The sequence below is a fragment of the Sphingomonas sp. TREG-RG-20F-R18-01 genome, assembly GCF_022662475.1.
GTDB lineage: Bacteria > Pseudomonadota > Alphaproteobacteria > Sphingomonadales > Sphingomonadaceae > Sphingomonas.
On sequence record NZ_JAKNQQ010000015.1, the window covers coordinates 17,456 to 43,418 of the forward strand.

Here is a 25,963-nt window from a genome sequence, read left to right on the forward strand (position 1 = left end):
TCTCCCCCCTGGCCGGCCCCGACCCTCTTGTTTTCGAGGTGCACATGACGCTGCAAACAGTTGCCGACATGCGCGCATTCCTCACCCTGTCGGCCGACCTTGCCGACGACCAAGTGATCGAGCTTTACGGGGCGTATCTCGCGGGGCAGGCCGTCTTGCCCGTCCTGTCACTGGCAGCGGTCAAGAAGAACCTGCGGGTCGATACCACCGACGACGATGATCTGATTTCGGACCTGATCCTGGTCGCGCAGGCTGACGTCGAGGCATATACCGGACTTGTGCTGACGCCGCGCACGGTGACGGAAACCGCGCCTCAGCTAGGCCGGTGGATCGATCTCAAATCGTGGCCTGTATCAGCCGTTACCGCGGTGCGCTGGACCGATCGGGGCGGCTTCGTCAACACGATCGACCCGTCCTCTTGGACGATTGCCCTGGCACGTCGCCCCGTGCGCATGATTCCGAAGGCATGGCATTGGGGACTGGCATCGGCCTTCCCTCCAGTTGTGTGCGGCGTTCCTTTGCCGCAGTTGCCGATCGAGATCGACGTCGAGGCTGGCTACGCAACGCCCGCCGATGTTCCGGCGAACGTCAAGCAGGCCATGCACCTGCTCGTCGCGCACTTTTACAACAATCGCGAAGCGACCGAAGTTGGCGCGCGTGCTGCGGCGATCGAGATCCCGTTTGGCGTCGAGCGCCTTCTCCGCAAGCCGAGACTGAGGACAATCTGATGCCTCTTTCCGCCGGGCGTCTGCGCCATCGCGTCACCATCCGCCGCCCCGTGCAGACGAAGACCGGCGACGGCGGCTTCGAGACGGTCTGGACGGATGTAGCGACCGTCTATGCCGAGGTGCTCGGGCTGAACAGCCGCGAGTCCATGATCGGACAAGCGCTCCAGGGTGTATCCTCCTACCGTGTCACCGTCCGCTTCGGCACCGACATCACAGATGCTGACCAGCTGCGCTATGGGGTGCTGGATCTGAACGTACGGTCGATCAGCGATCCGGATGGTCGCCGCGAGCAGCTGCTGATCCTCGCCGATACGGCGTCCGCGCAGGCAACAGGCTGATGCCAAGCGAACGCTTGCAGGGTCTGGCGGATACGTTCGCGCTGTTCGGCGCGCTGCCGGATGCCGCGCGCGAGCAGATCGGCGTCGAAATGGCGATGATCGGCCGCGACTATCTGGCGCTGCAGCAAGTGCGTGTTCCGAAGGAAACCGGCGCGCTTGAGAGCGGTCTATCGCTCCAGCTGCTCCTCGATTCGCTCCGTGTACGGGTCGGGCTGACCAACCTCACCGGGTACCGGTGGGACCTGTTCTATGGTCGCATCGTCGAGTTCGGCCGCAAAGCCCAGACGGTGCTGGTCCAGCGTCGCAAGGCGGCCAACGGCCGGCTGCGCACCGCGCGCGGCCGCAAGCGCGCCGAGGACATCGTCGCATCGTACACCCTCAACGTGAAGGCCCGGGCGGCCGCGCCATTCGTGATGATCGATGACGCCGACCTCGATCGGATCGCAACGCAGCGTCTGGCGGATTTCTGGTCGGCAACGCTCACGAAAGCAGGTGCTCAGGCATGATTGACCCGATCGACCTTATGGATGCTACGCGTGCAGCCGTCTTCCGGCGGCTCAGCGAACAGGTGCCAAACTCACTTTGCCCGGTCTTCGACGATGTCCCGCAGAACACACAGCCGCCATTTCTCAAGATCGGCGCAATCGATACCCAGAATGAGGAATCGCGAGATGGACAGTTCGAACGACTGACCGTCGAGATCATCGCGATCTATCGGGGCAACAATCGAAGTGTGCTGCTGAAGATGATGCACGCTGGGCGCCGCGCGCTCGACCGGCAGGCACTGAACGACGCCAACGTTAATTTCTTGAAGACCCGGTTCATCACGGCATCGGCCAGCGACGCATCGAAGGATGACGGCGTCACCTATGCCGGGATCAGCAACTACGAGATCTTCGCTGAGCCAGCCTGATCCGGCCCCTATTTCTGCCCGACGACCGCCACCCGCCATGTCGGCGGCATTCTATGGAGACCCATCATGTCCACCACGCTTCTCGGTAACGACTATCTCGGCTGGATCGAAGGATCCACGGTCGGCACCTTTGCCGCAATCAACGGCCAGGGAACGCTGACCGACACCCGCTCGCAGACCAATATCGACACGTCGGACAAGACGTCGGCCGGCTACGAGACCGAGGCCTATGGCAACATCAAAGTCAGCCTCGCGCTCGATATCCGCGTCAAGCTGCCCGACCCGACCGGCTACACCCGGCTCGAGACGATGTGCAATGCGCGCACGCCGTTCAACTTCCAGGTGCGGAAGAACGGCCAGGCGGGCGTTCTCGCCGACGCGATCTTCGCCGCGCTGATGTACGGCACCATCGCCAGCCGGACCTTCAACAAGGACGGAACCGTCGACGTGAAGGTCAACCTCGGCCTTGCAGCCGCGCCGACCATCGACGTCCTCGCATAAGGGCCGAATGATGCTCACCATCGGTAACACGACGCTGGCGACCCGCCAGCCCGCCGACCTGGACGCCATCTTGGTGGCGTCTAGCGGCTGCAACGCAGCTGAGCATGCTGCGATGATCCGGAAGGGAACGCCGTTCCAAGTGGCGCGCGCGGCGATGCCTTTCCTCGTCGACGAGGACGCGCCGTCGATCGGCGCACTCGCCAGCATGATCGACGGCGCCGATCTCGCGGACGTGCGCGATCAGGTGCTGGCGTTGCTCTCGCCGGTAGGGGTCCCCGTCGCCCATGACGGCTCCGCGGAGCCTGTGGCGTGACGCGCGTCAAGAAGGCGGCAGTCCCGCCGCAGCCGACGGCGAACGACGAGCGCGGCGAGCACGAGTTGACCCTCGCCGGCACGGTCTATGTCCTGCGGCCGTCGCATACCGCGCTGAAGGCGATCGAAAAGCAGACCGGCGTGTCGACTCTCGCCCTCATCCGGACCGGCAACACCGGCGAGATGACGCTCGAGCAGCTTGGGATCGTCGCGGCCGAACTGATCCGCGCCGGCGCGCAGGACGAGCTGACGCGGCACGTCGGTGCCGAACGGATCGGCGAGTTCATCTTCGAGGAAGGCATCGGTCCGGCGATGGCGCGTATCACGTTATGCCTGTTCGACGCCGCCACGGGCGGCCGGGACACGGCGGGAAACGTGAAGGCGGCGGCAGCGTAGACGAAAGTCAGCGTTACCGCCGCCTGATGGGCATCGCACTCGACGGGTTCGGGTGGTCGCCTGATCAGTTCTGGGCAAGCACGCCGCACGAGTTCTGGGCGATGGTCGAGGCCCGGCAGGAAACCAACCCCAAGCGATAGGAGGCACCGATGGCAGCACAGACGCGTCGCGATCTGTATCTCTCCGTCTCCGGGGACGTTTCCAACCTGCAGGCAAGCATGAAGGCCGGTCGGTCCGTCATGGCCCAGTTCGGGACCGCCAGTGTCGACGTGGTGTCCGAGGTCGAGCAGGCATTTGCCAAACTCGGCGGCGGATCGATCGAGCAGTCGGCGCGCTCGATGGAGGCCAGCCTCAGCAAGGCATTCTCGGGCATTCGTCGCAACCTGCAGGCGGCCGTCGGGACTGATGGCGCGTCCGCCATTCAGATCCTGAACGTCGCTGGCGCTCAGCAGGCGGCGGCTGCGGCCGAGGCCGAGGCGGCACAATTCCGGGTTCTGGCCGAAGCGGCGAGCACGGTTGCAAACCGTCTCGGCGACGCCGGCGCGGCGCAGCGGGTGCTTGCTGTGAGCTATGCCGCCAATGCCGCATCGCGCGGCGACGATGCTATGAAGCTGCGCGCGCAGGCGGATGCGCTGAGCACGGTCGCAGCGGAGGCGCGGATCACCGCGCCGGCGATCGACGAAGTCGCGGCCAAGCACCAGCGGATGGGCGCATCCGGCATGATCGCGGAACACGTCATTCGGTCGATGTCCGATTCGATGGCGGCGGGGCAGTCTCCGGTGCGCGCGCTGACCATGGAGATGGGCCGCATCACTGAAGCCATGACGATGTATGCCCAGACGACCGAGCAGACGAATGGCGCGTTCGGCAAGTTCGCCAGTTTCATGGGCGGACCCTGGGGGCTGGCTGTCAGCGTCGGCGTCGCCGTGCTCACGCCGCTCGTCGCCAAGCTGTTCGAAGGTGCCGAAGCGGAAGACGCTGCCGCCAAAGCCGCGAAGGATCACAAGGCGGCGATCGATGCGCTCGTCAAGTCGGAAGCCGACGCGGTGATGACCGCGGACGAAAAGCTCAAGCGCGACTGGGCTATGGTCGAGGCCGAGCGGCAAAAGACGATCGCGATCCGCGATACGATTGCCGCCAATCTCGAAATGGCGAAGAGCAACCTTCGCGGGGCGGAAGGCCAGACCTTCGGCGCGGGCGGCGGTGCCGGTGCTGGCATGGCGGTGAGTGCCTATGCGGGTCAGGTGTCCGATCTTGCGCAGCAGGCAGCCGCGAATAAGGCTGAGATTGCCAGGCTTACTGCAACCGCCCGCGGCGACGAAGGGCGATATGCGAAGTCGCAGATTGAAGCTCTGTCGACGCCGCAGGGCGCTATCAAGCGGAAGTACGAGCGCCTCGAAAGCGATGCTCAGAAGGAGCAGGTCAAGACCGGCGATATCGCGGCATACACCGCGACGATGCAGCGGCTGACCAAAGCGCGCGAGGCCGAAACGAAGCATCTCGAGGAATTGCAGCGCAGCACACGCCAGACGGCAAACGACAACCAGCAGAAAGGCCGGTCTGTCTCGCTCGGCGAGGCCGAGGACATCGTCCGCGGTGTGGGCGGACGCGTTACCAGCGCGACACGCACGCGTGAGCAGCAGCAGGTCCTGTACGATCGGTATAAGGCTGGTGAAGGCCCATTGGCGGCGCGCCCCGGCACCAGCAATCACGAACGCGGGCAGGCGCTCGATGTCGCCAAATCGCCCGACGTGTCGCTGGCAACTTTGGTCGAGGCGTTCCGCGCGCGCGGCGTGAACCTCACCGAGCGGCTGGATGAGGGCGACCACTACCATGTCGCCTGGGGCAGCAAGGGCCGCGCAGGGCCGTCGGCTGAGCAAATGGCGCGCCGTCGGGAAGCGCAGGAGCGGAAAGCAGCGAACGACGACGGCAGCTACCAGCGCGAGCTCGCCGGCGCGCAGGACCGATATGCCAAGGCACAGCTCGGTCTCGCTGACACCGCGGAAAAGCGGTTCGAGATCGACATCGTCGAGCTTCGCTATGCGCAACAGCAGAAGCAGAAAGAACGCGCCGACCAGGTGAAGGCTGGCAAGCTGACTGCCCCGCAGGCGGCGACGCTCGACCGGATCGATGGCGATACCGAGAAGATGGCCGAGACCGCCGCCTATCGGAAGATGATCCAGACCAACCTCGACATCAAGCTTTCCGGCGATCGTCGCGATATCGACCGCCAGACGGCAATGCTGCAGTTGCAGGATGAATCGGCCAAGACGGCGGCCGAGCGTCGTAAGATCGGGCTGCAACTGCTCGCGCTCGAGGAGCGCCTGCTGACACAGGAAGCCAACCGCGACATTGCAAGCAAGGATCCCGCGCGAGTTCAGCGCGGCACCGACGCGCTCGCCGCGGTCAGTGCGCAGCACGATATGCGCGTCAGCCAGGTCAAGGATCGAACGATGGGGCCCGGCGAGGGCTTTCAGGACCAGATCAAGAGCAGCGTCGGGGATATGAACGAAGCGATCCAGGGCGTTGGTGTCAACGCGCTTCAGGGATTGCAGAGCGGCCTGATGGGCGTGCTTGATGGCACGAAAAGCGTGGCGGCGGGCTTCGGCGATATGGCGAAGTCGATCATTTCGGACCTTGAGCGGATCGCAGTGGAGCGGCTGATAATTGGGCCGCTCGCAAACGCGCTGTTCGGAAAATCCGATGGCAGCGGCGGCGGCCTGTTGTCGAACCTATTCGGCGGGATCGGTAAGCATGCCGACGGCGGCCATATCACCGGACCGGGCACGGGGCGCTCGGACAGCATCCTTTCGTTCCTGTCCAACGGCGAGTTCGTCGTCAACGCGGCTGCGACGTCGCGCAACCTGCCGTTGCTGCACGCGATCAACGACAATGCGATGCCGCGCTTCGCCGACGGCGGATTGGTCGGGTCGACCCCGATCTATATGCGCCCGCCGCCCTCGGCCGCATCCGTCGCGCGCGGCGGCGCTGCGGCACCACCCCTGGTCTTCGATCTGCGCAACGCCGTGATGACCGATGACCTGCTGCGGCAGATGCAGTCCATTTCCGCGCAGCATGCGACACAAGCCGTGATCGGGGGCAGCCAGATGGCTCAGAACGACATCGCCGAGCACAACATGCAGCAGATCCCTGCCTGATGTCGATCTTGCTCCCTTCTTTGCCGGGGATGCGTGCCGGCGCGAAAATGCGCTTGCTCGACTGGGGCGGGACCCTCACCCCGCCACTCGGCGGCGCAAGCCAGCGTCTCGATCGGCTCGGGTCGCGCCATGCGCTCGACGTGCCCCTGCCCTCGATGAAGATGGAACCGACCGGCCGGATCTGGCTGTCGCGGCTGAAGCGCGCGAAGTCGCTCGGCGCGCTCTATCCGGTGCCGCTGGAAGGGTTCAATCCAGGTGCACCCGGCGCGCCCATCATCGCCGCGGCCAACCAGGCCGGCACAACCCTCCAGCTAGCCGGGTTTTCGGCAAACTATCCCTTTTCTGAAGGGCAGTGGTTCTCGATCATTCACCTCGGGCGCCGCTACCTGCATTCGATCGACGCTGACGGTATTGCAGCCAACGACGGGACGGCGGTCGTCAGCATCACGCCGATGCTCCGCATCATCCCCACGGTCGGCGATGTTTGCGAGTTTGCCGTGCCGATGATCGAAGGCGCGATCGCGGGAAATTCCGTCGAGTGGAGCCTGCGGCTCGAACCGTGGGTCGATATCAACTTCTCGATCACCGAAGACGCATGACCCAGCTTACGCCGCAAATGAACACCGCGCTTGCCGGTGATCGTCCCCTCATATTCGGTTGCGTCGAGATCAACCTGCCAGGTTACGATCTGCTGCTGCTCGACGGCGCCGGCGAGGTCATGATCGGCAACCGCAAGTTCGTTGGCCGCGATGCAATCTACGGTGCGATCGATTCAGTCGGGAAGCTGATGGACAGCGGCGGCGAATCCGCACCGGTCATCACCCTGACGCTTCTGCCTTCGTCCGACGCTGCGCTTGCTACCCTCGCCTCTGCGCGCATGCAGGGGGCCACAGTGGTTTTCCGCATGGCGGTGCTCGACAAGCTGACCGGCAAGGTGGTGCCGGATCCATACATCCTGTTCGCGGGCGAGCTCGACATTCCGACCGTGAAATGGGCGCTCAATTCGCGCCGTCTCGAGTTCAAGGTCACTTCGGTGTTCGAGCGCTTCTTCCAGATCGAGGAAGGCAAACGCCTGGCTCCATCCTTCCACAAGAGCATCTGGCCGGGGGAAACCGGGTTGGACGGCGTCACGTTCGTCGAGATTCCGGTCCCCTGGGGGCAGAACCTTCCGACCCCGTGGATCCAGACCCGCACCAACAACCCGGCCATTGGCCCATCGACGGGGATCAAATCATGACCGACCCGATGGTTCTGCGCGCCGAGGCGGCGCAGAAGACGCTCGACCAATTCAAGGATCGCCCCCTGGTCTATGGAACGCGCGACTGCGTTCGCATGGCAGCGGCGCATCTGCGGCGCATGGGCCACAGCGTGAAGTTGCCGGCAGCTGGGTCCTACCGTTCCCCGCGTTCGGGCATGAAGGCGCTCAAGGCGCGCGGCTTCGATACGCTTGCCGGCGCCCTCGACGGTCTGGGCTTTGCGCGGATCGCGCCAGCCGCGGCGCTGGTCGGCGATATCATCCAGATGCCGGGCAATGCCGAAATTGGCGCGCTGGCGATCGCGATGGGGAACGGTCGCGCGCTTTCGTACCACGAGGATGTCGTCGGCGCAGTCATTGTGCAGCCGATCGAGACGCTGGCAGCGTGGAGGGTCGAACCGCGTGGCTAAGGTGCTCAAAACCGCAGCGCTCGTGGTTGGTGCCGTCGCGCTCGTCGTGGCGACCGCAGGTGCTCTCGCGCCTGCTTTCACCTCCGCGGCCTTGGCGTCGGTTGGCATCACGGCATCGGCAACGGCGATCGCGACCGTGCTGACCCTGACGGCAGCAGCCTTATCATTCGGGGCAGCGCTATTGACGCCCAAGCCCCGGATCCTGGGGGGCGACCCGACCAAATGGAAGGCCGACCCGTTCGCCGGGCTGCCTTACTGGGTCGGGCGCACCCTCAACTCCGGAAACATCGTCCGGCGCATCACGCACGGCACGAACAACAAATACGAGACGTTCGTGACCGTGCTGTCCTGCGCGGGACCGATCCAGTCGATCGACACGTTCTTCGCCAACCGCACGACGCAAGCGTTCGACGGCAGCGGGAATGCGACGGGGGCGTATCGCAACCAGATCTATCAGCGCATGCAACTGGGGCACAGCCCGGAACCGGCCGCCCTCCTCTCGCCGATCGGCGGGGTGCCGGGTATGGACGGCTCGAGCAAACTGTCGGGTCTCGCTGCGACGGCCATGACGTTCGCCTATGACAGCAAGGCGACGATCCCGTTCACCGCCGAGGTGACCCCGGCGTGGATCGGACACGGCGTCAAATGTTACGACCCCCGGCTCGACAGCACCTATCCCGGTGGCGCTGGGCCCTGCCGCGCCCTCGACGAATCGACTTATGTCTGGTCGGAGAACCCGTTCGTGCACGCGATCACCTGGTGCATCGGGCGTTGGCAGAACGGCAAGCGGGTAATCGGCCTCGGCGCCCCGATCGGCGCTATCGATATGCCAGCCATGGTCGCCGGCGCGAACCTGGCGGACGCCAATAACTGGAAGGTCGGCGGCGTCGTCTACAGCCGGCCGGACACGCCGTGGACCGTACTGAAAGCCTTCCTCCAGGCAGCGGCAGCTATCCCGGTAATGGTCGGCGGCTCGATCTCATGCATGGCGGAGACGCCGCGCGTCAGTCTCGCGACCATCAGCAGTAGCGATATCGTCGGCGAGGTGTCCCTCACCGCGACGCAGTCCCGCCGCGCGCGGATCAATGGCGTCGTGCCGCGATACCGCTCGGAAGCGCACGATTGGCAGGTGGTCGCCGGCGATCTCGTCCAGGTTGCCGACTATGTCACGATCGACGGCGGCGAGCGCACGAAGGACGTCGAGTACGTGCTGGTTCAGGACGTTGGGCAGGCAACCCAACTCGGCCGCTATGAGATCGAGAACGCGCGCGAGTTCGGACCCGTCACCGTTCAGCTGAAGCCCGCCTGGATGAATTACCGGGTCGGCGACTGCGTTACGCTGGCACCGCGCGAGATCACGCCGCAGAAGATGCTGATCCTCAGCCGTGAAGTCGACCCGGCAACCGGGATCGTGACGTTCACGATGCGCTCGGAAACCGACGGCAAGCACGCATATGCGCTTGGGCAGACCGGGGTTGCCCCACCCACGGCTACGCTCAACCCTTATGTTCCGCCTCAGACGGCTCCGGCCGTCGGTGCATGGTCGCTGATCGGCGGCACGATCGTCAACGACGGTCAGACCGCACCCGCTCTCATCGTGAATGGTGCCTGCGAAGTGCCGAATGCCGACGGCATCATCTTTGAATACCGGGTCGCTGGCAGCAGCAGCTGGATCGGCGGGGCGGTGGTATCGCCGCTTACCACTCACCACGAGATCGGGAGCGTTACGCCGCTCACCTCCTATGAAGTGGCGGTCAGTTATCGCTCGAACGGAATGATCGGCGACCGGCTGGTCCTGCCGGCGATCAACACCGGGGCAACCGGCGCTGACTGGACCAGGATCACCGATAGCGATGGGACGAAGCCGGCCAACAATGCGACCAACAGCGCTGATCCGAACAGCCCTTTCGGCAGCGGCACCGTCGGCGGGACGCTGACCCAGATCAGCAACTTTGACACCGAACTTGCGGCCGCCAGGGCCCAGTTGAACAGCGTCAACGATGTCACCATCCCCGCGATCAATAAGGCAGTTAGCGATGCCGGTGATCGGATCACCGCAGCGAAGCAATCAGCGGACGATGGTATCACCGCTGCGAACACGAAGATCGACGGAATCGCCCATGATCTGAGTGGCGCAGTTGCTCAGCAGGCGAGCGTAGCGACCGCTCTCGCCGTCAGCGCCGGCAGCCCGACCGACTTTACCATGCGCGGGCTCTATTACGGCGCGGATGCGTGGCAGGGCCAGAGCGCGCAGCTGCCGGACATGCTGTTCAACGCTGATGGGCTGGGCGGGTATCACTACCTCAACGCCACCAGCGGCGGCAGCTATTCAGTCGCGCTGCGGCATCCTCTGCCCTTTGCCGGCAAGATCTATCGCTACCAAGCGATGATTCGCGCCGTCGGCGCAGACGGCTCGTATTCCGCTGATTACGAATGGTCGAGCAACCAAACTGCGGCAGACGGCGGCAGCTATGCGGGCTTCACGGCCCTGGCGGTCAGCGCGGGTTGGCTGCCGATCGACTACCTAATCGATGGCTCGGCCCGCTCGGAGGTCTGGCTCAATCCGCATTTGCGCGGTGGTATCGGCCCCGGCGGCAAGATCGAGATTGCCTATTTCCGCTGCCTTGACGTCACCACGGCGCAGTCGATCGGCGCGGTGAACGCCCGGGTAGGTACCGTGGAGCAGGCGAGCCAGGACCGCGATAAGGCACTCGGTCAGCGCATCGACAGCGTTGCAGCATCCGGGGGGTACGATGACACCGCCGTATATGCCGAGGTTCACCGCGTCGACCAGGCCGCGATCGACCGCGACAGCGCGATCGGGCAGAGCATCGCGAGCGTCACCTCGGGTTATCAGAACGGTGACACGGCGACGAATGCTCGGGTCGATCAGGTAGCGACGACCGCGTCGAATGCAGCGCAGTCGGTTTCCGACCTCTCAACGTCGGTCAACACGCGCTTCGGATACGTCAACGGGACGCTCAGCAGCTACAATGACCGCATTACCACGCTGTCGACGAACGTGCAGGGCTACGCGAACCGTACCGGCACGCTCGAGGCGACGGTTGGCCCAGCCGATGGCAGCAAGCCGCCGCTGACCTCGCGCGTAACGTCTGCCGAAAACGCTATCGCCAACTTCCCGCAGAACTATGCCGCGGCGACCCGCGCATCGGATCTGGAGGCGCAGGTGAACGGCACCGCGCCGAGCAATTTGCTGGCACGCGCAAACGATCAAGCGTCTGTCATCGCAGACGGCAAGGTCGGTGCCGTCGCACAATCGCTCGCTAATCTCACGGCCTCGCTCACGCCACCCCTGGCAAACCTCGGATCCAGTTTCCCAAGCTGGCCAGAGGGACAGGCGGCGCCGATGTATTGGACCGTATGGGCCGGCACCAACACAAAGGTGTCGCCCGGGCTGGTTGGGGCATTCTCAGTCCGAAACGACGTCACGCGCGGAGCAGGCGCCGGGCTGTCGACCGATTATAGTCTCGACGCTGGCATGGCCCCTTTGAAAGGTGATGCGGCATATTTGCTCCGGGGTGACCTTACCCTGCTCAGCGGGGGCCTGCGCGGCGCTGGCATTCTCGTCCAAGGATTGGATGCCAACGGTGCTCAGGTCGCCGAGGTGAAGTTCGCGTTCAACACTTTTGAAACGTCGCCCGGGAACGCCGTTGGTAACGGTTCGGTCGGCAACCGCTACGTCTTCAAGCGCGCAGTTTCGATGCCGCCAGCCGTTGCGAAGCTTCGGTTGTTCATGATCTCGGACTGGTTCGGATTTGATGGCGATTCCGTGACCAAATCGCTGCTTTGGCACGAGTGCGGAATCCGACTGGGCACGGACGTCGATACCGTATCCGCGCAGATCGCGACGCAGGCCGGCGCCCTGGCGGGGCCGGGCGGGGCATCCGTTGCTTGGAGCGTCACCGGCACGACGACCGACGGCAGCACCATGATCCAGCTGTCCAAGCGGGATGGATCTGCCGGACAATTCTACATCAATGCCAATGTGCTGATCGACGGCAACCTGCTCGTCAACGGTACGGTGACGACGCGCGTCGTTGCGCCAAACGCCATCACCCAGTGGGCCACGATAAGCGGCAGCAGTGGCGAGGTCGATGCCGGTGCATCGCCGGCTTACAGCGACCCGCTGACGATCGTTACGCAAGGCGGGTTGGTGAAGATCGACTGTAGCTTCGACGCGTCGAATGGGTCCGGGACAGGCCCGTTCTTCTTCGTCACGCTACAGCGCGACGGTGGCGACGTGACACGGCAATTCGCGGTCAGGACAACCGGTACCAGCGTGCCGAACTTCTTCACCATCTCCGACACGCCACCCGCCGGATCGCACAGCTACCGCCTGTGCTTCGGACGGTCTGCGTCGGGTTCAGCCGTCATGCAGTTCAGCAGTGCCGCCATCTTCGTGCAGGAGTTCAAACGATGACCGAATATTACGTCGTCTATGACACGACCACGGGGGAGGTCCGGCTGAGCGGCGCGGGCTCTGCGGGGGCAACGGCCAACCAGGTCGTTCCGTCAGGCGCTGCGGTGCTGCAAGTTCCCTTTGAGGCGGTCTCTGGTACCGGCCTCGATCTGGCGCCAATTCGGGAAGGCTTGATCGGCAAGGTCAACGATGATGCAGGGCAGTTCCGGCTCCACTTCATCACCGATGTCGCCGGGCAGCAGGCAACCTATCTCGCGAAAGAGGAAGAGGCCAAAGCCTGGACCCCGCAGGCGAACCTTTCCGACTTCCCCTTCCTCGCAGCCGAGGCGGAATATACCGGCATGGCGATCGTCGACATCGTCACGCTCGTGCTCGCGACAGCAGCCGCATGGCGAAGGCTCGCCGCCAAGATCGAGGGCCGACGCCGCGGGGCGATGGTCGAGCTCGCGGCTGCCGCGAACGTTGCCGCCCTGGTGCGCGCGGCGACGGTCGACTGGGCCGCACTCGCCGCACCCGCTGCGCAATGATCCCGTCCGATGGTGCGGTCCGACGCGTCAGCAAATGGATCATCCAGCTTCTGATCGCGATCGACCAGGTCGCCTACGTCCTGCTTGCGGGTCCCTATTACCTGATCGTCGGCGGAAGCTGCCCCTCGGCAGATGAGACGATCAGTTCGCGCGTCGGCCGCGCGGCGATGGCCGGCTCCTGGTGGGGCAAGCCCTGCGCCTGGGCGATCGACCACTTGTTCATGCTGCTAGGATCGAAGCCCGGCCACTGCGCCCGCGCGATCGAGACGGCTTTCCTGGGCATGGCCCCGAAATAAGCGGAGATCGACGATGATCGATGAACTATTACGCCGCGCAAGCGCGCCGGCGTGGATGCTTTGCATCGTCTGCCTGTCGCCGTCGATATGGCGACTCGCGCGCGGCCGTGGCCGACGACTGGACCCAATCTGGGCATTGGTGTTCTTGCTCGCCGTCAATCGTCTGTCGTTCTTGTTCCGCGTCTCAGCAGAGCTATCCCACGCCACAGCGCTGATCCTCGCGCTGACGATGTCGTGGTGCACGGTCTGGTACCAACGCCGTGACGCCTAGCGCCGTCCAGCATGTCGCCATCACCGGGTTCTCCTGGTCGACCGTGGGCATAGCCCTTCTGAACCTGTTGGTAGGCGGCGCGCTGGTGGCATGGATCAAGCAGCGGCCGCGGATGCTCGAACTCGAGAACAGTGCGGAGGAAAGTCTGACCACCAAGCTTCTCGCCCGAGTCCAGAAGCTGGAAGAGGACAAGGCACTTCAGGATGCCCGGATCGAGGTCGAGCGGGTGCGCCATGAATCGCAGATGGCGATCATGCGGCACCGGGTGAACAACGCCGACGCCTGCCTCGATGCGCTGCTGATGCTGCTTAAAACCTCGCCGGAGAAGGTCGCGGAGGCCGTCATCCATATCGAGCGGATGCGCGAACGGCAGAACCAAGAGGTCGCGCTCGAGCGCGGCGCACAGGTCGGGGCGACCATCGCCGCGGTCAGCGTACCCATCCCTACCCCCTGACCGTACCTCGGAAGGATAGAGCAATGCCGCAACCGTCACCGGAAGCGATCGCAGGCGCGCGCGCCGCGCAGACCAAGAAGACTACCCTTGCAGCAGTGCTTGGAACGGCCAGCCTCGCTGCGCTGGTGATGTCGGGCCTGACATCGCTCGAAGGCTATAAGAAGGTCGGGTACCGCGACATAGCCGGCATCGCGACCGCATGCCGGGGCACGATCAAGGGTGCGGTGGTCGGTCGGGTCTATACCGACGCTCAGTGCGACGAAATGGACGGTGCCAGCGCTGTCGAGCATGCCGAGGGCGTCAGGCGTTGCACGCCCGGCCTGGCCGGCAACCAACTCGTGGCGGCCACACTGCTGACCTACAATATCGGCGTCGGCGGGTACTGCGGATCCACGATCGCCCGTCGGTTCAATGGTCACGACCTGCGCGGCGGCTGCGATGCCTTCCTCGCGTGGGTGAACGTCAAGGGCAAGCCGGTCCGCGGACTCATCAATCGCCGGAATTATGAGCGCACACTCTGCCTGACCGGTCTGCCGGCATGACCGATGCAGTCGATCCCGACGTCACGCCGATCGACGTCGCCGCCAGTGCAGCGCAGCTACAGCTGAAAGGCCAGCTTCGGATTGTCCTGGCAGCAGTCGCGGGCGCGCTCGTCGGCAAGCACCTGCTGCCCGCCTCGCTGGCGAACGACACCGTACTTGATGCCGTTTGCGCCATGCTGATGATCGGCGTGGCATCGGCTTGGCAGTGGGCTCGGGTCCGCCTTCAGCATACGCGGCTTTGGCAACTTGCGACTTCGACACGCGTCCCGAACGATCTCGTTCGCCCGGCAGATCCGCTTCTTGCGGCAGCAGTCGAAACCGCTCGGCCAGCACCGGCCCCACCCCTCCCTTTCCCCCTCGTTCAACCAAGGAGCATACCCATGTCGATCGGAAGCACCCTCAAGCATATCCTCGGCTTCGTCGCCGGGATCCTGATCCCCGGCGCAAGCCAGGACACCACCACCCTCACCCATTCGGTGCAGCAGCACCTGGCCGACCTGTACGGCGCTGCGGCAGCGAAGATGGCGGCCGAGCTCAAGCTCGACACGACCGGGATGAGCGGTCCCGACAAGGTCTTCGCGATCACGAAGGCGCTGGTCGCAACCGCGCAGCGCGACGGGTTCAAGGGCGATCTCACCGTCCTCGGTCACGTCGCGGTCGATATCGCGCAGTCGGCATTCCGCTCGATCGAGCCGAACATCGGGGCCGACATCGTCGCCTTGGCATCGGCGCTGACCGCCAACCCCCTCGTCAATGTCGCAGCCGAACTGGTCGGCGGCATCGCGCAGAAGGCGGCGGACGGCATCGTGTTCGGCGCGCCGAAGGAAGTGGTGCAGAAAATACCCGCTGAATGAGCGGGCACGGCAGGGTCACGTCGGTCGATCACGTCCAACCGGACAACGATACGATCGACGTGATCCGGCTGGCGACGGACTGGCCCCACGCGGCCAGTTCCGTCGATATCCCGGCCGACACCAATCCGCACCCGCAGATCGGCGACCTGATCAGCTGGGGACCCCACCACGTCCAGTGGAACGGCAAGACGCTGCGCAAGATCGGCTGGGAAGTCGATCCGAACCAGCCGATGCACTGAAGGAGCGCGCCGGTGGCCAATCCCCCCGACATCAAGACTTTCCCGCGGCGCGTAGATCCGTCGATGCCGCGCCGCGGCTTCTATGCCGTGCTAACACGCGGCGACCAGGTGCTCGACATTCTGCAGACGGACGAAGAGGTCGCGTCCTTCACGATCACCCCGAATGCCGATGCCACAGCGGCCGGCATGATGGTGCTGACCGACGATGCGTTCGCGCCGCGCTATGCTGACCGTGTGTTCGGCTTCTGGATCGATATCGATCCGGTCATGCGCGACAGCGCGATCTTCAACGGCACCGGTATCGTCCTGGGCGTCGAGATCAGCTTCACGACCAATTTCCAGCAATCCGATCAGATCACGGTCGGTATCCGAGTGGTGAACAAATGACCGATGAAACCGTGCTCGGCGGATGGGTCGAGAATGGCGGCCGCCAGCGCGCGACCTTCACCTTCTTTCAGGGAATCGTGGGCGTGCGCGATCGCGGCGGTACCCTCGACCTGTCCTATTTCGCGAAGACGACCCCCACGCCCCCTCCGCGCGTGCAAGGCGTCGTCGGCGGAAAGCTGGTGACGGTCCTGTCCGTCGAAGACCGCCACCTCGATGCGAACGGCGCCGCGCCGCGGGATGGCGAGATGCGCGTGGTCACGCTGACCGTCGCTCCCGTCACCACGGCATAGGAGGCTCGCATGGCCCTTGCTCCCTTGGCTCAAACCCTTGTGCTGACGGCCGACGGTTCGATCTTCTCGCTGCTCGACCCCGTCACGATTCCGGCGGGCACCATCGTCCTGCCGCCCGATCCAAACCCGACGCTCGACAATACTCTCGCCGGGAGCACCACCGTGCTGGCCGGCGATCCCGCTTTCGCCCCCACCTTCGCCGCCCTCGAGGCGCTTTTCATCTCTCTCGGAGCAGCATGACATGAACCTCATCGACTATGCGATCGACTCCGTCCGGGTTGCCACGACTAAGCTGGAGGCAGCCGCGAATGAAACTGCCGCGATCCAGGCGATGGCCCTTGCTACCGCGTCGGCGGCGCTAGCGGCGTCGCCTCCCACCTTTGCAATCATGGCACCGGCAGCTGCGGCCGAAGGCAATAGTGGTGCGAAGCTGTTCATTTTCGTCGCGGTGCTCAGCAAGAGCTGGACGTCGCCGATCGCGGTAGCGTGGAGCATCGTAGGGACCGGTGCGAACGCAGCCGACGCTACCGACTTCACCGGAAGTGTATTCCCGTCGGGCAGCTTTACGTTTGGCGCCGGCGAGACGTCGAAGAATATCGTGGTGTCGGTGAACGGCGACACCACAGTGGAGCCGAACGAGAACTTCCTTCTCACCGCGACCCCGACTCTCCAGTTGAGCACCGGCAGTGCTACTGGAACGATACTGAACGACGACGTCACCAGCGCACCGGTGCCCACGACGCTGCGCGCAAATCCGCCGCCCGCAGAGCCCGCCCCGATCGTGTCGACCGTTAACACGGGCATCTCCAATTCAGACGTCGGCGCGTTGGAGCAATACCTGGAAGTTGCGTTCACCGATAACAACGATCTGTACATCAATATCGGCATGGATTCGAGTAACCAGAATGGTTACACGCTGCACAAAGCTGCCGCCGCAGATAAGGTCCTGCTTAATCGGGTAACGGCTGGCGCATCCCGTTTTATCGACTATTTTACGGTTGACACCAAGTACAACACGAACAGCCGATATCGGCTGGAGCTTACCGACAAATTCGGCCTCACGCTGTTGGCGGGAACTAACGCCGACTCCGTGCTGACCCAGATTTATCAGACTAAGTACAAGGCGAACGGTGGCGGGGCAAACGCGGTCACCGTCGACCTGATCGGAAGTTACGCAGGAGACTACTCGGGGCCGAAGGGGATCGTATCTACGAAGGCCGGCGTTATCGGTTTGGCCAATAACCCCTTGGTGATCAGCAACGTTCAGTTCCATCCGGCAACGCGGCTCGTGCGCGCCGACGTCGTCTATTTCGTCTCGTCCGACGACATTCTCCTCGCGCAGATCGAAGACCTGTCGGGCAACATGCTGGTTCCGTACGCTCCGGTCAGCGTCGTGGCGAATGCAACAGCGGGCACTGCTACGGTGGAAACGACCAACCCCGTCCCGCTCAACAAGCAAGGCTCGGATTTCAATATCCGGTTCGCCTTCCAGACTCACACCGCGGTCGTTGCAGTAGCGCCGTCATTCTACCCAACGCTTGGCCTGTTCGGCTCGAACCTTTCCGCTCCGGGCGCCTATGGCGTGCCACGGCCAACCTACACGAACCTGCTCGCTGGCGGCTATTGGCAGGGTTGGGGCGACGAGAACGGATATCAGACGTACGACCCGTACTATTCGCCGACGAAGATCGACCCCAATGGTAACCCGCTGGCGTCCAAGATCGCTATGCAATCGTCGTTTCCGGTCATGGCGCCTGGTGAAACGGTGCGCCTCCAGCTCGACTGGACCGGCGGGGCGTGCACGATCGCATTGCCCGGTGGCGGGGCCGGCTACACGCATTCGGCCATAACCGTGGTCAACGCCAACACCGTGCAGTTCGACATCTCCGTAGACGTCATCAATCCGGTTGCGGACAACGACCTCCTGACGGTCGTATTCCAAACAATCGACGTGACAAACCCGCCGAAGAACATCTTCCTCGGCGCCGTTGGCGCGGATCGAACGAAGCGCTTCCAACAGAGCTATATCGACTTCCTCAAGCAACTCGATGGTCCGATGCGTTTCCTCGATTGGGGCGAAGCGTTCGACGACGGCAACGCCTATGATCAGACCGTCAACAAGGGTTGGTCGAAGCGGTCGCATCGCAATGTCCTTGGTCATCAAGGCGCACGCGGCACGCCGTACGAAGACTATATCGAGCTGGGGCAACTTACGGGCCGTGACGTGTGGCTGACGCCACCCCTTGCCATGGTGAACAGTCCCGAGGGCCTCGACGACCTCGCGCGCATGCTGAAAATGTTCGACACGGGCGAAGGCGCGGACCCGAACACAATTACGGGCGGGGTCCCCGCAGCAAACCGAATCCGTATCGAGCTGTCAGACGAAATCTGGAACTCGGGACGTAACCCTTGGAGCTATGCGGCCTCGATCGGCCGCCAGTACCACGCCTATGTTGACGATGGCTCGGACGGCGGCAACAAGAACGTGGCTTCGTGTATTGGCCGGCTCGTTGCGCAGAAGATCTTGGGCCAGACGGTACGATCCGCAATACCAACGTGGCAGACCCGCACCTTGCTCGAGCTCGGTTTGCAGATGGGCAACGGCGACCTCGGTAATTTGGTCTCGACCGGAAGTTTCTGGAACGATGCGCTTCCCTACTGGGACCGCGGGTGCAAGGCGCCGTACGCCCCAGCTGACGCCAACGTGACCGGCGCCGGCGCGCAGCCCGCGAGCCACGCTGCGACCGATTTGGTCGCGTGGCTGAACCCGTCAGCCGCAGGGCTCACGACTGAAATGGCGGCAGAGCGACAGGCGCTCGCCGCGTACGGAAAGCCGCTCGACATTTACGAGTGGAACATCTCGCGGCCGAGCGTGACGTTCCGTACGAAAAAGGACGAGTTCCGGTGGCTCTCCAGCCCAGCCGTGTTCGCCTTCATGCGCGATACGTATTGCCCCATGATCGCGTCGGTCGGCGGCGATAGTTGCCTGTTCAATGATCAAGGGTTGTACGGCGGGTACAACGGCGGCGGTGGACACGATCAGCGGTGGAACATGGACGCCGGGTCCGGATCGCCGCTCAACGCGCTGTTCGACGGAGTGCTCGCGTACCTCAGCAAGACGCCGAGCCGCACCTACACGGATGGGCCCGCCCCCACGACAGCGCCGACGCTTGCCGGGGCCGCCAGCGGGTCGAGCTTCACGATCACGCCGGGCGTTTGGCCGACGGGCGCAGTCGTACGCTATCGCGTCATGACGACCATCACCGCGGACCAGCACGAGCGGAACGAAAAGGTCGCGACCAACGCCTACGCCCGCAACGGCCAGGCGGCCGGCGATTCTATCGAGTATGCCGAAATCGTCGAATTGAACGGTGGCTGGACGTGGTACAGCACCGCTCCGATTATCCTCACGTAAGGCAGAGGTGAACGGTTCGTTTGACTCGTATATTTAGCTAGATAACTCCTTGGTTCGCCCGGGTATTCCGGACGAATCAGGGAGAAGATAAAATGCGTAAGCTGGCAATAGCACTATGTGCCTTAATAGGGTTGAGCGCGGCTCCGGCTAACGCATTAACTATTGTTCAAACAGCGACTAATCTCCGCAATTATATTAACCAGTTTAATCCTAGCTTGGGAACGCTGAACAGCGTCACAATTACTTCATCCTACGTAAAGACCTACTTTTTCGCAAAGTCGTATTCATATCCCGGTGCGGTTTTACCTACCATAAATGCAATTGGTACGATATACACCAACGGATTGGCAGCATACGATTTTACTGGCGCTTATCAAGCTAACGTCGTCAATCCGGAAAACATATCTTTTGGATTCTCGGCTACAGCTACAGGAAAAAGCTCGTTAAATCTTTCCCAGTATATTGGAACAGGCACTGCAGGCCTATTTGAAGGCACTGGAGATACGTCATTTTCCATCGACGGATTGGCCATTCAGCCGACAGACCTGCACTTCCCAACGCTCGCTACCGATCAATACACTGTGACTTACGATTTTACAGCATTCGGTGCCGGTGTTCCCGAGCCGAGCACATGGGCGCTTATGCTGGTCGGATTCGGAAGCATTGGGCTTGCCATGCGCCGGCGTCGCACTGACGTTCTCCGCCCGTCCGATCAGTTGGCAACCCCTGATACGAGCAAGCATGGGTGGGTTGCTGTAAAATAGCGCCGAGGATCGACGTACTAACAAAGCCGTGCCATATCGAGCAGGCCTCTCCGGACTTAGCCGTAAGGAGTGGCCCGCGCGCGCGGTGACTGCGGGTTCCGGTTCGCCGGGTGGCCCGCGAAATAGAATAGCTTTCGAGCGAATACGCGGGGCGCAGTTCCCGTGGTCCTGCGCGGCTAACCACCCGGTCCGGGTCGGCTGGCCGCGCAGCGATCCCCCAGAGCCTCCCCCAGAGCTTCTCCCATCCGTCGCCGGCGCTGCCCGGCGCGGGCCCCGTCGATCGTCCCGATCGGCGGCCATCGCACGCGTAGCCGAGTGCTTCTCCCCCAAAGGAACAGCCTCAAAATGACATCACTGTCCCCGGTCCAGCCGGTCAGCCCGCCTGCGGCCTATCTTGGCGGTAAGCGCAACCTGGCGCGCCGACTGACCGCGTTGATCGAAGCCACACCGCACGAATCCTATGTCGAGCCATTCGTCGGCATGGGCGGCATATTTCTTCGGCGATCGCGCCGGCCGCGCGCTGAGGTAATCAACGATATATCCCGCGACGTCTCTACGCTCTTCCGGATCCTGCAGCGTCACTACCAGGCGTTCATGGATATGCTGAAGTGGCAGATCACAAGCCGTGACGAATTCGAGCGTCTGCTCCCGATCGAGGCGGATAGCCTGACCGATTTGGAGCGCGCCGCGCGCTTCCTCTATCTTCAGCGCCTGTCCTTTGGCGGCAAGGTATCAGGGCGCGGATTTGGCGTTGATCGCCAAGCGCCGGCTCGATTCGATGTTACGAAACTCGGACCGATGCTCGAGGAGCTGCACGAGCGCCTCGCCGGCGTGAAGATCGAGCGCTTGCCTTACGGCGACCTGATTCGTCGATACGATACGCCGCAGACCCTGTTCTACCTTGATCCGCCTTATTGGGGCTGCGAGACCGACTATGGTCCTGGAACATTCGAGCGCGCTGACTTCGAACGCCTCGCCGACCAGCTCGCTGGCATCAGCGGAAAATTCATTCTGTCGGTGAACGCCACTCCGGGCGCACGGGCAGTGTTCGAACGCTTTGACGTCACCGACGTCGAGACGACCTGGACGGTGTCACAAACTGGCGCGAAGCGCGTCACAGAGTTGATCGTTCGCAACTGATGAGAAGGAGCGGCTGAGGCACTAGCCTCGGCCGCCTTTTTCCGCGTGCGGGTATCGACCCGATGATAGCGGGTATCGGGCCGGTCTTTGCCCTTGAGAACTGCACATTTCCGCGCCCTTTTGAAACCGGGGCGGAGGGTGCCTCCGCCATTATTGCGGGTCCGCCGGGCTATTCTCAGGCCGGCCCGGCGGGGCGGCAAGGCAGTCGGCCTACCAATAACTGGTTTCGGAGCGGTTACGGCATCCCGACGAGGTCGGAATAATTAAAGCGCGCCACCGGACTATCCTCGGTTCCCTGCGCGAAGATTACCGTGTCGTCTGGATGAACATCCCTTTGCGCTCGGCGATCCCAGCCCATGTGGAAGAAATCCGGCTTGCCCCAAACACCCACGGCCGAATGATATTCACTACCGCGAAATCCGACGAAATGCAGCGCGGGTCTAATCTCGAACATTCTGCGCCTCTGCGAATCCATGCTGCGGCCGAGCGGTATTTGTAGAGGCAGGGTCCGCTCATTCCCCGGTTATGCCGTGACCCGCTCCGGATCCCTGAGACGGCAAGCGAACACACCAGGGGCGACAACCAACTCCACCCGACGTCCTTCCGGCACTGGTGGCTGTCCGGAAATTACGCCGCTCGGTCACGTGACCTCGACCATGCCCGTCGGCACTGCCGCAGCGATGTTCCTGATAGCATCGGATTGCCCAAAAAACATTGAATTGTGTGCTCGGCGGCCCGCGGTCACTTCCTATTTTCCCTCTCTTGATGAGGTCCGAAATGCTGACCCACGTCGCGGTGAAATCCGCGCGGCCAAAGCCGCGCGCTTATAAGATGGCGGACAGCCATGGGCTGTATCTGCACGTCGCGCCGACCGGCACGAAATCCTTCCGGCTCCGGTACCGCGATTTATCCGGTCGCGAGCAGACGCTGACCTTCGGCACGATATCGCTGGTGGACGCCCGGGCCCGGCGCGACGCCGCGCGGGCGCTGCTCGATCGCGGCGAGGATCCTCGGCCGCGATCGATCGCGGTCACGACGTTCGAACAGGCGGCGCGCGCCTGGCACACGCACAGATCCAACGGTTGGTCGACCGTGCATGCCGGCGACGTCCTGGACTGCCTCGCACGCGACGTCTTCCCCGCGATCGGCGCGACCACGCTCGGATCGATCACGCGTCCGATGGTGCTCGACGTCCTTGAGCACGTTGAGGCGCGCGGCGCGATCGAGACAGCGCGGCGCGTCCGGCAACGCATCGAGGCTGTGTTCGAATTCGCGCGAGCGAAAGGATGGACGTTGATCGACAATCCGGCCGAGGTGCGCGAAGCACTGGCCAACGCGCCGGCGAGCGGCCGCCAAGCGGCAATTGTCGACCTCGAGGAGCTGCGCGGGCTGGTCGCCGCGGTGGCTGCGCTGAACGGCGCGCCGATTCCTCGCTGGGCATCGATGTTTCTTGCGCTGACCGTCGTACGCTTGGCCGCGCTCCGCGGCATGCGCTGGTGTGAAGTGACGGATCTCGACAGTGACGAGCCGATGTGGCGCGTTCCGGCATCGCGAATGAAGCTCGGCGCAGCCAAAAAACACGATCCGGATAACGACCACCTTGTGCCACTGTCGGCCGCGGCGGCCGACGTGTTACGCGCCGTCCGGACGGCGGTCGGCGGCGCGCCGGATCCGGCCGCGTTGGTTTTCCTCGGCCGCGGCATGAACGGCCAGCCGATCGGTGCCGGCGCGATCGGCGACCTTTACGATCGTGCCGGCTTTGGCGGGCGACATGTGCCGCACGGATGGCGCGCTAGTTTCTCGACGATCATGAACGAGCGGCGGCCGGAAGAGCGCGCTAATATCGATCGCGCCCTCGGCCATGCGCCGAAAGGAATGTCGAAGGTCGAGCGCGCATATAACCGGGCGCAGCATTTTGCCGCGCGCCGCGCGCTTCTCCAGGAGTGGGGGGCGCTGATCGCGCCCAACCTCAATGATATCGGAACCGCGCACCGCGCGTGACGTCTGCCGCATCGTGGCACAGAACGTGCCGGATGCCCCTCGGCAGCCCACGATCGGCCAAAGCCGATCGGTCCACCGCCGCGTCTTGGTGACGCGTCAGGTTATGGACGGAGCCTATCGGCTTCAGAGGGACTTCAAACTGCGCGTCGCGTAGCGACTCCTTATAGAATTATATCTGCAGGGTTATTTCTGACCGGTCGGCGGATTTGCACTCTCAACTCCTATGCGGAGGCGGTTGAGAACGTCGCGCAACGTGTGATCCTTCACCTCGTTGACCGTTTCCTCGGACGTCATGCCGGCAGCCCGATCGTCGCGAGCTTGCTGCCTCGCTACGTTCCGCATGGTGTCGGTCGCCTTGCGCTTGATCCTCCTGATCAGCTTCTCAGCGTGCCCGGGAAGCGTCAGGATGAAGGCATTCGGGATTTGCTCGACGTATTGGTTCGGCCGCTCAGGATCTTCAACGCGCTGGGTGCGCCGAACCCAGTCCAGGAAGCCAGCCTCCTTCAGCCGGGCAAGAGCTTCGCCGACCGTGCTGCGCGCAATGCAAGCCTTATCAGCAAGCCACGCATACGACGGTTCCAAACGGCCGTCTGCACGGCCGCGCAGGCGTAACAGCACGCGGAGGACCTTCAGGGCGGTGGACCCGAGGGCACCGTTCCGTTTGCCAGGTAGCTTCGTCTCATCGTCGTATTTTTCGGCCGCAGTCATGCGGGTATTGTTCTCGTCTCGAGAGAACATGTTGTGCTGGCGCCAGAGCCGCTGCTCGCGCTCGCCGGCGTGGCGGCTATCGCGGCGTACCGGCTGATATGTTCGTGAGGCGCGCGCGCCGCGCGTAAGCGCTGCGGCAAGATTCCCGATCGGGCCCGCGCTCACAGGCCACCGCCTGTCAGCTGCTGGGCGGTCGTCCGCGCGGCGGCGGCGCTGCGTCCCGGTAGAGCTGGGCCGGCTCGACCAGGCCGGCCATGAGCATATCCGCCCACTCCTGCGAAAGTTGGCGTCGACGGGGCATGTATGCCGCGCGATTGTAAATCGCCTCCACCCCTTCCTGCATATGCGCGAGCATCATGTCGATGATCTGACGATCGCCCGAACGTTCCTCGACTGCAGCAAGCTCGTTCATGATCGTGCTGAAGGTCGACCGCCAGCCATGCGGGACATGCTTCCCCTGCAGGCCGGCATCGCGATAATGCTTTCCCAGAGTGTTGCTGCTGAGAGGCCGGGAATGCCTGCTGATTCCCGGGAAAAGATATTGCCGATCCGGCTTCCCCAGCATCATCGCCGCACGCACGACCGCGACGGCCTGCTTTGCAAGCGGCATTACGAATTCGAAGTCCGCGTCCAGCTTCCGCTGCCGCGTGAGCTTCATTTTCGTTGCTGGTACGCGCCAGATCGGCTTCTCGCCGTCGAGTCCCTCGAACTCGCTGACCTCGGCTAACAGGACGATCCCCGGCCGAGCAGCGGTCAACGCCAACAAGCGGGAAGCCAGCAGCGTCGCCGGATATGCCGCCGCGCCCTCGATGCGCCTCATATGCCCTCGGGCTACCTCGAGTGCCCGGGCAGCAGGACGTCGCCCGTGTTGCATGGGTTGCAGCGCGGCCTTTACGACGTGAGCTGGGTCGTTCGTCGCCAGCCCTGCCCCGATCGCGACCAAGAAGATGGCCGACAGATGCTGCCGCACACGGTGTGCCGTCTCGATCGCGCCCCGCGACTCCATCGCGCGCAAGGTCTGCAGCACCATCGGGACCGTCACGTCGCTGATCGGTACAGAGCCCAAGCTCGGAAAGACGTTGAGTTCGAGGGACTGGAGCGACTTCGTTGCGTACCGCTCCGTCCAACCTGATGCCTGATCCGTCACCCAAGCCCGCGCCAGCATCTCCAACGTGTTGCCGGCGGATATGACAGACGCCGCTTGTCGCTGCTTTCGCGCGATCGCCGGGTCGATATCGGCACGCAACAGCTTCCGCGCCTCGTCCCTTGCGTCGCGGGCTTCCCGCAACGTCACTTCGGGATATGGCCCGATCGTCAGCCGTTTCTCGACCAGGCCGAATCGATACTTCATACGCCAGGATCGGAAGCCGGTCGTCGTGACGAAGAGATAGAGACCCTTCTCGTCGGCTAGCTTGTAGGCCTTGTCGCGCGGCTTCGCGTTCCGACAGACAATCTCGGTCAGCAAGCGATGCCCCCAACTGCAAAAACTGGTGCCCCGAGGGTGCCCCTGATTCGTTCGCGCTCTTGTGATCTACTACGATCCGCCATGAGCCGCGAAATGCACGTCGTTCCGCCGGAAAACAAGCTGTGCGATCCGCCGAGTCGCGCTGTGATTTGCGCGAC

General features: G+C 63.6%; 30 protein-coding genes. 27 read left to right on the forward strand and 3 right to left on the reverse strand.

The genetic code is table 11. The annotated features are described in order from the left end of the window. The first annotated feature begins 44 nt into the window (after positions 1–44). The 26 genes from L8K25_RS20495 to L8K25_RS20620 all read left to right on the forward strand — a co-directional run bounded on the left by L8K25_RS20495 (position 45) and on the right by L8K25_RS20620 (position 21,631). Positions 45–728: a head-tail connector protein gene (locus tag L8K25_RS20495; RefSeq protein ID WP_242140865.1), complete on the forward strand. Its 684-nt coding sequence runs from the start codon at positions 45–47 to the stop codon at positions 726–728. Then, positions 728–1,066, forward strand: a complete 339-nt coding sequence (locus tag L8K25_RS20500) for a phage head closure protein (RefSeq protein WP_242140866.1) — start codon at positions 728–730, stop codon at positions 1,064–1,066. The genes L8K25_RS20495 and L8K25_RS20500 overlap by 1 nt, the downstream gene beginning before the upstream one ends. After that, positions 1,066–1,572 (forward strand): hypothetical protein, encoded by a 507-nt coding sequence (locus L8K25_RS20505; protein WP_242140867.1) that lies wholly within the window; start codon positions 1,066–1,068, stop codon positions 1,570–1,572. The genes L8K25_RS20500 and L8K25_RS20505 overlap by 1 nt, the downstream gene beginning before the upstream one ends. Continuing rightward, on the forward strand, positions 1,569–1,979 hold the full coding sequence (locus L8K25_RS20510) for a DUF3168 domain-containing protein (protein WP_242140868.1): 411 nt from the start codon (positions 1,569–1,571) through the stop codon (positions 1,977–1,979). Before L8K25_RS20505 ends, L8K25_RS20510 begins: the two co-directional genes overlap by 4 nt. 66 nt (positions 1,980–2,045) lie before the next feature. After that, complete coding sequence (locus L8K25_RS20515) at positions 2,046–2,480, forward strand: hypothetical protein (RefSeq protein WP_242140869.1); 435 nt, start codon at positions 2,046–2,048, stop codon at positions 2,478–2,480. Positions 2,481–2,487: 7 nt separating this feature from the next. Next, positions 2,488–2,793, forward strand: a complete 306-nt coding sequence (locus tag L8K25_RS20520) for a hypothetical protein (RefSeq protein WP_242140870.1) — start codon at positions 2,488–2,490, stop codon at positions 2,791–2,793. Continuing rightward, positions 2,790–3,188 (forward strand): gene transfer agent family protein, encoded by a 399-nt coding sequence (locus L8K25_RS20525; protein ID WP_242140872.1) that lies wholly within the window; start codon positions 2,790–2,792, stop codon positions 3,186–3,188. Before L8K25_RS20520 ends, L8K25_RS20525 begins: the two co-directional genes overlap by 4 nt. A gap of 26 nt (positions 3,189–3,214) precedes the next feature. Beyond that, the gene (locus L8K25_RS20530) at positions 3,215–3,328 is read left to right on the forward strand and encodes a phage tail assembly chaperone (protein WP_242140873.1); all 114 of its coding nucleotides are present in this window, start codon (positions 3,215–3,217) and stop codon (positions 3,326–3,328) included. 9 nt (positions 3,329–3,337) lie between these two features. Continuing rightward, positions 3,338–6,346, forward strand: a complete 3,009-nt coding sequence (locus L8K25_RS20535; RefSeq protein ID WP_242140874.1) for a M15 family metallopeptidase — start codon at positions 3,338–3,340, stop codon at positions 6,344–6,346. Further along, a complete protein-coding gene (locus L8K25_RS20540; RefSeq protein ID WP_242140875.1) occupies positions 6,346–6,945 on the forward strand; it encodes a hypothetical protein in 600 nt (199 codons plus the stop codon). Before L8K25_RS20535 ends, L8K25_RS20540 begins: the two co-directional genes overlap by 1 nt. 17 nt (positions 6,946–6,962) lie before the next feature. Continuing rightward, on the forward strand, positions 6,963–7,583 hold the full coding sequence (locus tag L8K25_RS20545; protein ID WP_242140876.1) for a hypothetical protein: 621 nt from the start codon (positions 6,963–6,965) through the stop codon (positions 7,581–7,583). Continuing rightward, positions 7,580–8,011, forward strand: coding sequence for a hypothetical protein (locus L8K25_RS20550; protein ID WP_242140877.1), 432 nt, complete (start codon positions 7,580–7,582; stop codon positions 8,009–8,011). The genes L8K25_RS20545 and L8K25_RS20550 overlap by 4 nt, the downstream gene beginning before the upstream one ends. After that, positions 8,004–12,452, forward strand: a complete 4,449-nt coding sequence (locus L8K25_RS20555; protein WP_242140878.1) for a hypothetical protein — start codon at positions 8,004–8,006, stop codon at positions 12,450–12,452. Before L8K25_RS20550 ends, L8K25_RS20555 begins: the two co-directional genes overlap by 8 nt. Beyond that, entirely contained in the window at positions 12,449–12,979 is a 531-nt protein-coding gene (locus L8K25_RS20560; protein ID WP_242140879.1) for a hypothetical protein, read from the forward strand. The genes L8K25_RS20555 and L8K25_RS20560 overlap by 4 nt, the downstream gene beginning before the upstream one ends. After that, positions 12,976–13,275, forward strand: coding sequence for a hypothetical protein (locus tag L8K25_RS20565; protein ID WP_242140881.1), 300 nt, complete (start codon positions 12,976–12,978; stop codon positions 13,273–13,275). Before L8K25_RS20560 ends, L8K25_RS20565 begins: the two co-directional genes overlap by 4 nt. A gap of 13 nt (positions 13,276–13,288) precedes the next feature. Continuing rightward, complete coding sequence (locus L8K25_RS20570; RefSeq protein WP_242140882.1) at positions 13,289–13,546, forward strand: hypothetical protein; 258 nt, start codon at positions 13,289–13,291, stop codon at positions 13,544–13,546. Between the two features lie 85 nt (positions 13,547–13,631). After that, positions 13,632–14,000: a hypothetical protein gene (locus L8K25_RS20575; RefSeq protein ID WP_242140884.1), complete on the forward strand. Its 369-nt coding sequence runs from the start codon at positions 13,632–13,634 to the stop codon at positions 13,998–14,000. A 23-nt stretch (positions 14,001–14,023) separates the two neighbouring features. Next, on the forward strand, positions 14,024–14,542 hold the full coding sequence (locus L8K25_RS20580) for a lysozyme (RefSeq protein WP_242140885.1): 519 nt from the start codon (positions 14,024–14,026) through the stop codon (positions 14,540–14,542). 380 nt (positions 14,543–14,922) lie between these two features. Further along, positions 14,923–15,396, forward strand: a complete 474-nt coding sequence (locus L8K25_RS20585) for a hypothetical protein (RefSeq protein WP_242140887.1) — start codon at positions 14,923–14,925, stop codon at positions 15,394–15,396. Further along, the gene (locus L8K25_RS20590) at positions 15,393–15,635 is read left to right on the forward strand and encodes a hypothetical protein (RefSeq protein WP_242140888.1); all 243 of its coding nucleotides are present in this window, start codon (positions 15,393–15,395) and stop codon (positions 15,633–15,635) included. The genes L8K25_RS20585 and L8K25_RS20590 overlap by 4 nt, the downstream gene beginning before the upstream one ends. 12 nt (positions 15,636–15,647) lie before the next feature. Then, positions 15,648–16,022 (forward strand): hypothetical protein, encoded by a 375-nt coding sequence (locus L8K25_RS20595; RefSeq protein ID WP_242140889.1) that lies wholly within the window; start codon positions 15,648–15,650, stop codon positions 16,020–16,022. Next, positions 16,019–16,312 (forward strand): hypothetical protein, encoded by a 294-nt coding sequence (locus L8K25_RS20600; protein WP_242140890.1) that lies wholly within the window; start codon positions 16,019–16,021, stop codon positions 16,310–16,312. The genes L8K25_RS20595 and L8K25_RS20600 overlap by 4 nt, the downstream gene beginning before the upstream one ends. Before the next feature lie 9 nt (positions 16,313–16,321). Next, a complete protein-coding gene (locus tag L8K25_RS20605; protein WP_242140891.1) occupies positions 16,322–16,552 on the forward strand; it encodes a hypothetical protein in 231 nt (76 codons plus the stop codon). Position 16,553: 1 nt separating this feature from the next. Next, entirely contained in the window at positions 16,554–19,727 is a 3,174-nt protein-coding gene (locus L8K25_RS20610; protein ID WP_242140892.1) for a hypothetical protein, read from the forward strand. A 92-nt stretch (positions 19,728–19,819) separates the two neighbouring features. Beyond that, entirely contained in the window at positions 19,820–20,491 is a 672-nt protein-coding gene (locus tag L8K25_RS20615; RefSeq protein ID WP_242140893.1) for a PEPxxWA-CTERM sorting domain-containing protein, read from the forward strand. Positions 20,492–20,836: 345 nt separating this feature from the next. Then, a complete protein-coding gene (locus L8K25_RS20620) occupies positions 20,837–21,631 on the forward strand; it encodes a DNA adenine methylase (protein ID WP_242140894.1) in 795 nt (264 codons plus the stop codon). Positions 21,632–21,866: 235 nt separating this feature from the next. Here the strand turns inward: L8K25_RS20620 and L8K25_RS20625 are convergent, their stop codons facing one another. Next, positions 21,867–22,085 (reverse strand): hypothetical protein, encoded by a 219-nt coding sequence (locus L8K25_RS20625; protein ID WP_242140895.1) that lies wholly within the window; start codon positions 22,083–22,085, stop codon positions 21,867–21,869. Positions 22,086–22,408: 323 nt separating this feature from the next. Between L8K25_RS20625 and L8K25_RS20630 the strand changes: the two genes are divergently transcribed. Beyond that, the gene (locus tag L8K25_RS20630) at positions 22,409–23,632 is read left to right on the forward strand and encodes an integrase arm-type DNA-binding domain-containing protein (RefSeq protein ID WP_242140896.1); all 1,224 of its coding nucleotides are present in this window, start codon (positions 22,409–22,411) and stop codon (positions 23,630–23,632) included. Positions 23,633–23,815: 183 nt separating this feature from the next. On the opposite strand, the gene L8K25_RS20635 is transcribed toward L8K25_RS20630, so the two are convergent. Both L8K25_RS20635 and L8K25_RS20640 read right to left on the reverse strand, forming a co-directional pair. After that, positions 23,816–24,505, reverse strand: coding sequence for a hypothetical protein (locus L8K25_RS20635; RefSeq protein ID WP_242140898.1), 690 nt, complete (start codon positions 24,503–24,505; stop codon positions 23,816–23,818). 13 nt (positions 24,506–24,518) lie between these two features. Continuing rightward, positions 24,519–25,805 carry an integrase arm-type DNA-binding domain-containing protein gene (locus tag L8K25_RS20640; protein WP_242140899.1) on the reverse strand — a complete coding sequence of 429 codons (1,287 nt, stop codon included), beginning with the start codon at positions 25,803–25,805 and terminating at the stop codon, positions 24,519–24,521. Positions 25,806–25,963 lie beyond the last annotated feature (158 nt).